Raw genomic sequence first — 7,635 nt, forward strand, 5'->3', positions numbered from 1 at the left:
CATCCTGACCCGTTCCAGCGTCGAGTCGGCCCGTCATGACGCGCCGACTCGGCGGGATGATCGGTCATGATGAGCCGACTCGACGGGATGACCTGTCACAACGCGCCGAGTCGACGGAAAATCGGGTCGTCTAGGCTGCGGAACATGGCGCAACTGTGGGACATCTCACCACCCGTTCACGCTGACTCGCCGGTCTTCCCCGGCGACCACGCGACCGAGGTCGGCTGGACGTTCCGGATCGGCCCCGGCTGCCCGGTCAACGTCGCCGAGATCTCGGTGTCGGCCCACGTCGGCGCCCACGCGGACGCACCCCTGCACTTCACCGACGGCGGCGCGCCCGCCGGCGAGATGCCGCTCGAGCCGTTCCTCGGCCCGTGCCGGGTGATCGACGTGACCGGGGTGCGTCCGCTGGTCACCGTTGACCACGTCGACGTCACCGACCTGCCGCCGCGCGTGCTGTTCCGGACGTACGCCACCCAGCCGACGACCTGGGACGACGACTTCTGCGCGCTGGACCCCGAGCTGATCGAGGTCCTGGCCGCGAACGGGGTGCGGCTGGTCGGCACCGACGCGGCCAGCCTGGACCCGGCCACCTCCAAGGATCTGCCGGCCCACTTCGCGACCCATCGTCACGACGTACGCATCCTGGAGAACCTGCTGCTCGACGAGGTGCCCGCGGGCGACTACGAGCTGATCGCGCTCCCCCTCAAGCTCACCACCGCCGACGCCGCGCCCGTGCGGGCCGTGCTCCGTGCGATCACCCAGGAAGGTGCCGAATGAACCGCGACGACGCGGTCGCTCTCGACCAGGCCGACCCGCTGGCCCCGCTGCGGGATCTGTTCGATCTGCCCGAGAAGACGATCTACCTCGACGGCAACTCCCTCGGCGCGCTCCCCCGCGCCACCGCCGGTCGGGTGGCCGAGGTGGTCACCCAGGAATGGGGGCAGGGGCTGATCGAGTCGTGGAACACCGCCTCCTGGATCACCCTCCCCCAGCGCGTCGGCGACAAGATCGCCCGGATCATCGGCGCAGGCGAAGGCGAGGTCGTGGTCGCCGACTCGACCTCGCTCAACGTCTACAAGGTGCTCGCCTCCGCGCTCTCGATCGCGTCTGCCGACGCACCTGAGCGGCGGATCGTGGTCAGCGAGCGCAGCAACTTCCCGACCGACCTCTACATCGCCTCATCGCTGTGCCGCGACCGCGGCTACGAGCTGGTCCTGGTCGACTCCCCGTCCGAGATCGAGAGGTGGCTGGACCGGGCCGCGGTGCTGATGCTGACCGAGGTCAACTACCGCACCGGCTACCTGCACTCGATGGCCTCGGTGACCGCTCTCGCGCACGAGCACGGCGTGCTCGCGGTCTGGGACCTGTGCCACTCGGCCGGCGCGGTGCCGGTCGACCTGCGCGGTGCCGATGCCGACTTCGCGATCGGCTGCGGCTACAAGTTCCTCAACGGCGGCCCGGGCTCGCCCGCGTTCCTGTGGGTCAATCCCCGTCACGTCGACCGCTTCGAGCAGCCGCTGTCGGGCTGGATGGGGCACGCGGCGCCGTTCGAGATGTCCCCGGGCTACCGCCCGGCGGAGGGCGTCTCGCGCTACCTGTCCGGCACCCCGGCCGTCATCGGCATCTCCGCGCTGGAGTGCGGTGTCGACACGCTGCTCGCGGCCGAGACGTACGGCGGCCTCGAGGCGCTCCGGGAGAAGTCTCTCGCGTTGACCCGGCTCTTCGCCGACCTGGTCGCGTCCCGGTTGCGGGGGTTCACGATCGAGTCCCCGCTGGAGGACGCGCAGCGGGGCAGCCAGCTGTCGCTGAGCACCGACGAGGGGGCGTACGCGATCGTGCAGGCGCTCATCGAGCGCGGAGTGGTCGGCGACTTCCGGGCAGGTTCGCCGGACATCCTGCGCTTCGGCGTCACCCCGCTCTACACCCGCTACGTCGACGTCTGGGATGCCGTCGACCACCTGGTCTCGGTGATGGACAACGACGAATGGCGCGACGAGCGCTTCTGGACCCGAGGAGCAGTGACATGAGCACCACGCAGGACCTTCCGATGGACTACTCCGACTACCTCCACCTGCCGGAGGTGCTCGGCGCGCAGCACCCACTCTCGGGCGACCACAACGAGATGCTCTTCATCGTGCAGCACCAGGCGATGGAGCTGTGGATGCGGCTCGCGTTGCACGAGCTGACCGAGGCGCAGCGGCTGCTCGCCGAGGACGCCGTGCGCCCGGCGTTCAAGGGGCTCGCCCGGGTATCCCGGATCATGGAGCAGCTCGTGCACGCCTGGGACGTGCTCTCGACGCTCACCCCGACCGAGTACGACAAGTTCCGCCCCTACCTGGCCACCGGCTCGGGCTTCCAGTCGTGGCAGTACCGCTGCATCGAGTTCGCGCTCGGCAACAAGGCGGCCTACACGCTCCGGGCCCACGAGGGCCGGCCGCACGAGAAGGACGTGTTGGCTGCGTACGGACGGCCCTCGCTCTACGACGAGTCGCTGCGACTGCTCGCCCGGCGCGGCTTCCACATCCCGGCCGACCATCTCGACCGGGACTGGAAGCAGGAGTACGCCGCCTCCGACGCCGTCGAAGCAGCCTGGGGCGAGGTCTACCGCGACCCCGAGAAGCACTGGGACCTCTACGAGCTCGGCGAGGAGCTCACCGACCTGGAGACCGCCTTCCGGGTCTGGCGGTTCCGGCACGTGACCACCGTCGAGCGGATCATCGGCTTCAAGCCCGGCACCGGCGGGACCTCGGGGGTCTCCTACCTGCGCAAGCAGCTCGACATCATCCTGTTCCCCGAGCTGTGGGCGATGCGTACTGGGCTGTGAGTCTGTTCGTCTAGGTATGCAGGGCAGCCGTCACATCCCTGGCGGAGCTCCGCACGGGAAGTGACGGTTCGGCTGCATACCTAGACGAACATCCCGGTCGGCTCAGCGCTCCAGCTTGCCGCGGAGCCGTTCGGCGAGACGTACGGAGGCCTCGATCTCGACCTTGCGGATCGAGACGGACTCGATGTTGATGCCGAACGGCACGCCGAGCTGGCGGCAGAAGGACATCAGCTCGATCGCGGTCGCCTCGGCCTGCTCGAGCGAGGCGTCGAGGGTGTCGGTGGCGTGGCGCAGCTCGTTCTCGATCCAGCGCGGGACGTCGACGCCGAGCCAGCGGAGGAACTCCAGGGTCTTCATCGAGCCGCACACCGAAAAGGTGAACACGATCGGGACCGGCTGCAGGCCGCGGCTCTCGCACTCGTAGCGGTAGTCGGAGACGAGATTCTTGGCGGCGTTGACGTCGTAGACGACCTGGCTCACGAAGTAGGAGCAGCCCGCCTCCTGCTTCGCGATCAGTCTCAGGTGCTCATCGCCCTTGGCCGTGTGGCGCTCGGGGATCGCGACGGCTCCGAGGAGCAGGTCGGGGTTGGTCTCCCTGCGGATCTCCTGGGCCCGGCGCAGGCTGGTGGCGACGCGCTTCTCACCCGAGGAGGCACCGACGAAGACCGAGAGCGCCTTGGCCGGGTCCTGGGTCTTGACCCAGTCACGCAGGGCCGACTCCTCGTACTTTCCGGTGGCGCGGTAGACCACGGCCGGCACGTCGAGGCCGGCGAGATTGCGCTCGAGGAACTGAGCGGGGTCGAGGGTGCGTACGAACGGGAACGGCCGCTCCTCCGGGTTGCGGTCGGACTCGTCGTCGATGTCGTAGAGGATCAGACCGTCCACGTCGAGCGGCCGGATGCGCTCGAGCGTGACCTCTGCGATCTGCTGGACCCTCTCGGGGTCCGTGGTCACCCTCGGCGGGGTGACGGCGAAAAGCAGAATCTCACCGGCCCGGTCACTGATGCGCTGCTGCAGATCCACGACGTCAACGCTAGCCGAGGCCGGCCCACTCGGCGCATCTGTCCCACCCCCGTGCGCCGAGTGGGCGCAACTGCCCCGCAGATACATGCTCAGTCGGCGCGTCTGTCCCGAATTCCGAAGCCAAGTCGGCGCAACTGCCCCAACCGCATGGGACAGATGCGCCGACTCGGCAGTGATTCGTGGGACATCAGCGCCGACTCGGCATGGATATCTGGGGCAGACGCGCCGAGTCGGCCAGAGGTCAGTAGACGCTCGGGCCCGCGACCGGGTCGCCGTAGGTGTCCGGCTTGATCTTGAACAGCTCGGCGCGACGCTTGATCGTCTCGGCACGAGCCAGGCGGGGCTTGTCGCTGCCGTCGCGGATCACGCGGCCGCCCTCCTCGAACTTGTGGAGGAACTCGTAGGCCCAGGTGACGTCGGACGGGGACGGGCTGAACGACTCGTTGATCACGGCGGGCTGCTCGAGGTCGAGGCAGAGCTTGCCGGTCATACCCATCGCGACGCCGTCGGCACCCTGCTCGCGGAGCAGCGGGTGGCTGCTGCCCACCGTCGGGCCGTCGATCGGGCCGGGGAGATTGCCGATCCGCGAGGCGAGGACGAGCTTGGTCCGCGGGTAGGCCATCGCGAGCGGGTCGTTCTCCGCACCGGTGTCGCGGCGGTAGTCGCCGGAGCCGAAGGCGAGCCGGTAGGCACCACGGGCCCGGGCGATCGTCGCCGCGTCCTCGATGCCCAGCGCCGACTCGAGCAGCGGGATCACCGGGGTCGAGCCGCCGAGCCGCTGGAAGGTGTCGGTCACCTGGTCCGGCGACTCGGTCTTGGCGAGCATGACACCGGCGAGCGTCTCGATCCCGGCCAGCGCCGCGAGGTCCTCGCTCCAGTCGTCGGTGGTCCAGTCGTTGATGCGTACCCAGGCTCGGCCGCCGCCCTTGAGCCAGGTGGTCACGTTCTCGCGGGCCTGGTCCTTGAGCGAGGTGTCGATCGCATCCTCCATGTCGAGGATGATCTGGTCGGCGCGGCTGAGCTGCGCGTCGTCGAAGATCTCCGTACGCATCGCGGAGACCAGCAGCCAGGACCTGGCGTTGTGACCTTCGACTCGGTTGGCTTCGCGCACCTCGCGCTTCTCGGCGATCTGGGTCGTGCTCATCGTTCGCGTATCTCCCTACTGGCGTCCTGGGCTGGGCGCGATTTGGACGGTAAACCAACGCGCGGGTGACTCGCGAGTAGGAAGGCTTCGGGCGCAGGGGGTTGAGACGTAACCCACATCAGACCTCGTCCTGGTCGACCTGAAAGGCCAAGTCGACCAGGTGGCCCGTCGGCGCCGGACTCGGCCAAAGCCGGATCGATGCCCGTGGCGGACCTTCTCGTGGGACTGAGTTCCAGCCGGCGGCAGCCGTTCCTGCGTACGCTGCTCCTGTTCAGCCCTGCGATCAACCTCGCCATCAATGCGCTCTTCCTCCTCCCGGCAACTTCGTATCGCTCTCGGTCTCGCTGGCGTTCTCGACGCCCCCTCGACGAGCGGGCTCTGGCCACCTCGGTCGGCAGGCCTGGGCCGTCACCGCGCTCACCGCGCGGTTGCCCTCATCCGAGGCCAGCGCGATCGGTCCGCTCGATCCCGCGCCCTGCGGAGAGGAATTCCACGGTGTCGAACGACGCCAACCTCAATCACACGCGTGATTCAGAGCACAAATGTCGGACCTCGCTCGGATAGCCTTCCTAAGTCCCCCCAACACAGCGTTCTTGCTCCTCGGAAGCAAAGGATCCCCTCCCATGTTCAACCGGGCCTGCCTGGCGTTGGCGCTCTTGGCCGGAGTGTTCGTCACGGTGCTGTTGCCTGCACCGGCTCACGCGATGACCGACTCATGGGCCGAGTGGGCGCCCATCTCCGGGACATCGAACGACTACTCGACGACGATGACCCAGCGGTCGGCCGGCTTCCCCGCGGCTCAGATGGCCAGTGACTCGCGGGCCAACGTCGCTCTTCCCAGCGGCGCGTCCACCTTCCTCGACACCGGCACGCCGCCGGGTGCGAAGTACGGCTCGAGCCGCGGCTCGGCGTACGTCAACCTCCGTCCGAAGGCGGACACCCCGACCGGGGCCTCCACCACGACCTACACCTTCGCCGATCCCACCCCCGACACCGGATGGGCGTTCGTGCTCGGCGACATCGACTCCGACCAGGTCCAGATCCGGGCGACCGACGAGAACGGCGAGGACGTTCCGGCCACCGAGATCTCCTCGTGGTTCCAGGGATCGTTCAACTACGCCGGCGGCGCCGACCAGCCGACCTGGAACGCGGCCACCTCGACCTTGACGGGCAACCCGACCGCGACCGACACCAACGGGGCGAGCGGCTGGTACGAGCCCGACATCCGCCTCACCAGCCTGACCTTCGTCTTCACCCGCCGTGCCGGGTTCCCGGTCTACCAGACCTGGTTCGTCAGCAGGGCCCGCCCGATCGGCGGCACCGTCACCGACGTGTCGACCTCCGGCTCGTGCCCGGTCGAGGGCTCGGTGCTCACCCTGGTCTCGCCCTACGGCGAGACGCTGGCGACCACGAGCCCCGCTCCCGACGGCACCTACTCCTTTGGCGAGTACGCCACCCAGGACGGCTACACCGTCCGACTCACCCAGCCCGACGGCTGCGTGAGCGTCGGGCAGACCGAGGCGACCGTCAGCAACCGCGGCAACGACGGCGACCCGGCCTCCCGAGCCGACTTCGACGTGCGGCAGGTGATCCCGCAGCCCATCAGCGGCACCGTACGCGACGACGCCGGCGCCCCGGTCCCGGGTGCGACGGTGACCCTGACCCGTCCCGACGGGACCACCGCGACCACGACCACCGGGGCAGATGGCAGCTACCTCTTCGACGACAACGCCGCCGGCACGGGCTACTCGGTGACCCTGACCGTCCCCAAGGGCTACACCGCGGGCCCCGACGGCACCACCCGCTCCGACATCACCATCGACGACACCCCGGTCACCGACCAGGACTTCGTGGTCAACCAGCTCGCCAGCGTCTCGGGCGCGGTGACCGGCGGCGGCAACGGTCTCGGCGGCGTCCAGGTGCGGCTCGTCCCCGCCGGCGGCGGCGACCCGATCACGACCGTCACCGACGGCGACGGCAACTACGTGCTCGACGGCGTGCCACCGGGCGACTACACCGCAGAGATCGACGCGCCCGAGGGCTACTCCGGCGCCACCTCGCGACCGGTCACCGTGGCCTCGACCGACGTGACCGGGGTCGACTTCGATCTCACCCGACCCGGGACGATCGCAGGACGGGTCACCGACGCCTCGACCGGAGAGCCGGTCGCCGGTGTCACCGTCACCGTCGACGGGCCCGACGGACCGATCACCGCCACCACCGACGACGCGGGCGGCTACATCGTCGAGAACCTTCCGGCCGGCGACTACACCATCACCGTCACCGCGCCCGAGGGAACGCGAGTGGTGGGTGAGGCGTCGCGTACGGTCGCGATCACCTCGGCCGGCGAGATCCGCGGCGGCCAGGACTTCCGGCTCGACGAGGTCGCCTCGCCGAGCCCGACACCGACTCCGACACCGGACCCGACACCGACGCCGGACCCGACACCCACGCCGGACCCGACACCGGACCCGACTCCTACCCCGGATACACCGACGCCCGAGCCGGCCGACCCACCGACCAGTGGCTCAGGACGCCTGGGTGGCGAGCCTCGACGACCCGGCGAAGACCGCTCCCCATGGCGGAGCTGCGCGCCCGCGGCCTCACCGCCCGCAAGGGCTTCCCGGAGTCGTACGACCGG

Annotated in this window: 6 protein-coding genes; 4 read left to right on the forward strand and 2 right to left on the reverse strand. The window is 69.4% G+C overall.

Features of this window, described 5'->3' with window-relative positions:
• The first annotated feature begins 144 nt into the window (after positions 1-144).
• The 3 genes from kynB to ACFVJS_RS24685 are packed head-to-tail and all read left to right on the forward strand — an operon-like array spanning position 145 to position 2,827.
• A complete protein-coding gene (gene kynB / locus ACFVJS_RS24675) occupies positions 145-780 on the forward strand; it encodes an arylformamidase (protein WP_378885965.1) in 636 nt (211 codons plus the stop codon).
• Positions 777-2,030 carry a kynureninase gene (kynU, locus tag ACFVJS_RS24680; RefSeq protein ID WP_378885967.1) on the forward strand — a complete coding sequence of 418 codons (1,254 nt, stop codon included), beginning with the start codon at positions 777-779 and terminating at the stop codon, positions 2,028-2,030. The genes kynB and kynU overlap by 4 nt, the downstream gene beginning before the upstream one ends.
• Positions 2,027-2,827: a tryptophan 2,3-dioxygenase gene (locus tag ACFVJS_RS24685; RefSeq protein ID WP_378885969.1), complete on the forward strand. Its 801-nt coding sequence runs from the start codon at positions 2,027-2,029 to the stop codon at positions 2,825-2,827. Before kynU ends, ACFVJS_RS24685 begins: the two co-directional genes overlap by 4 nt.
• Before the next feature lie 102 nt (positions 2,828-2,929).
• Here ACFVJS_RS24685 and ACFVJS_RS24690 read toward each other — a convergent pair whose 3' ends face one another.
• Both ACFVJS_RS24690 and ACFVJS_RS24695 read right to left on the reverse strand, forming a co-directional pair.
• The gene (locus ACFVJS_RS24690) at positions 2,930-3,850 is read right to left on the reverse strand and encodes a methylenetetrahydrofolate reductase (RefSeq protein ID WP_378885971.1); all 921 of its coding nucleotides are present in this window, start codon (positions 3,848-3,850) and stop codon (positions 2,930-2,932) included.
• A 241-nt stretch (positions 3,851-4,091) separates the two neighbouring features.
• Positions 4,092-4,994 (reverse strand): HpcH/HpaI aldolase/citrate lyase family protein, encoded by a 903-nt coding sequence (locus ACFVJS_RS24695; RefSeq protein ID WP_378885973.1) that lies wholly within the window; start codon positions 4,992-4,994, stop codon positions 4,092-4,094.
• A 623-nt stretch (positions 4,995-5,617) separates the two neighbouring features.
• On the opposite strand from ACFVJS_RS24695, the gene ACFVJS_RS24700 reads away from it, so the two are divergent.
• Positions 5,618-7,635: collagen binding domain-containing protein (locus ACFVJS_RS24700; RefSeq protein WP_378885975.1), on the forward strand; the 2,018-nt coding region annotated here is incomplete at its 3' end.

The organism is Nocardioides sp. NPDC057772 (genome assembly GCF_042798075.1).
Taxonomy (GTDB): domain Bacteria; phylum Actinomycetota; class Actinomycetes; order Propionibacteriales; family Nocardioidaceae; genus Nocardioides.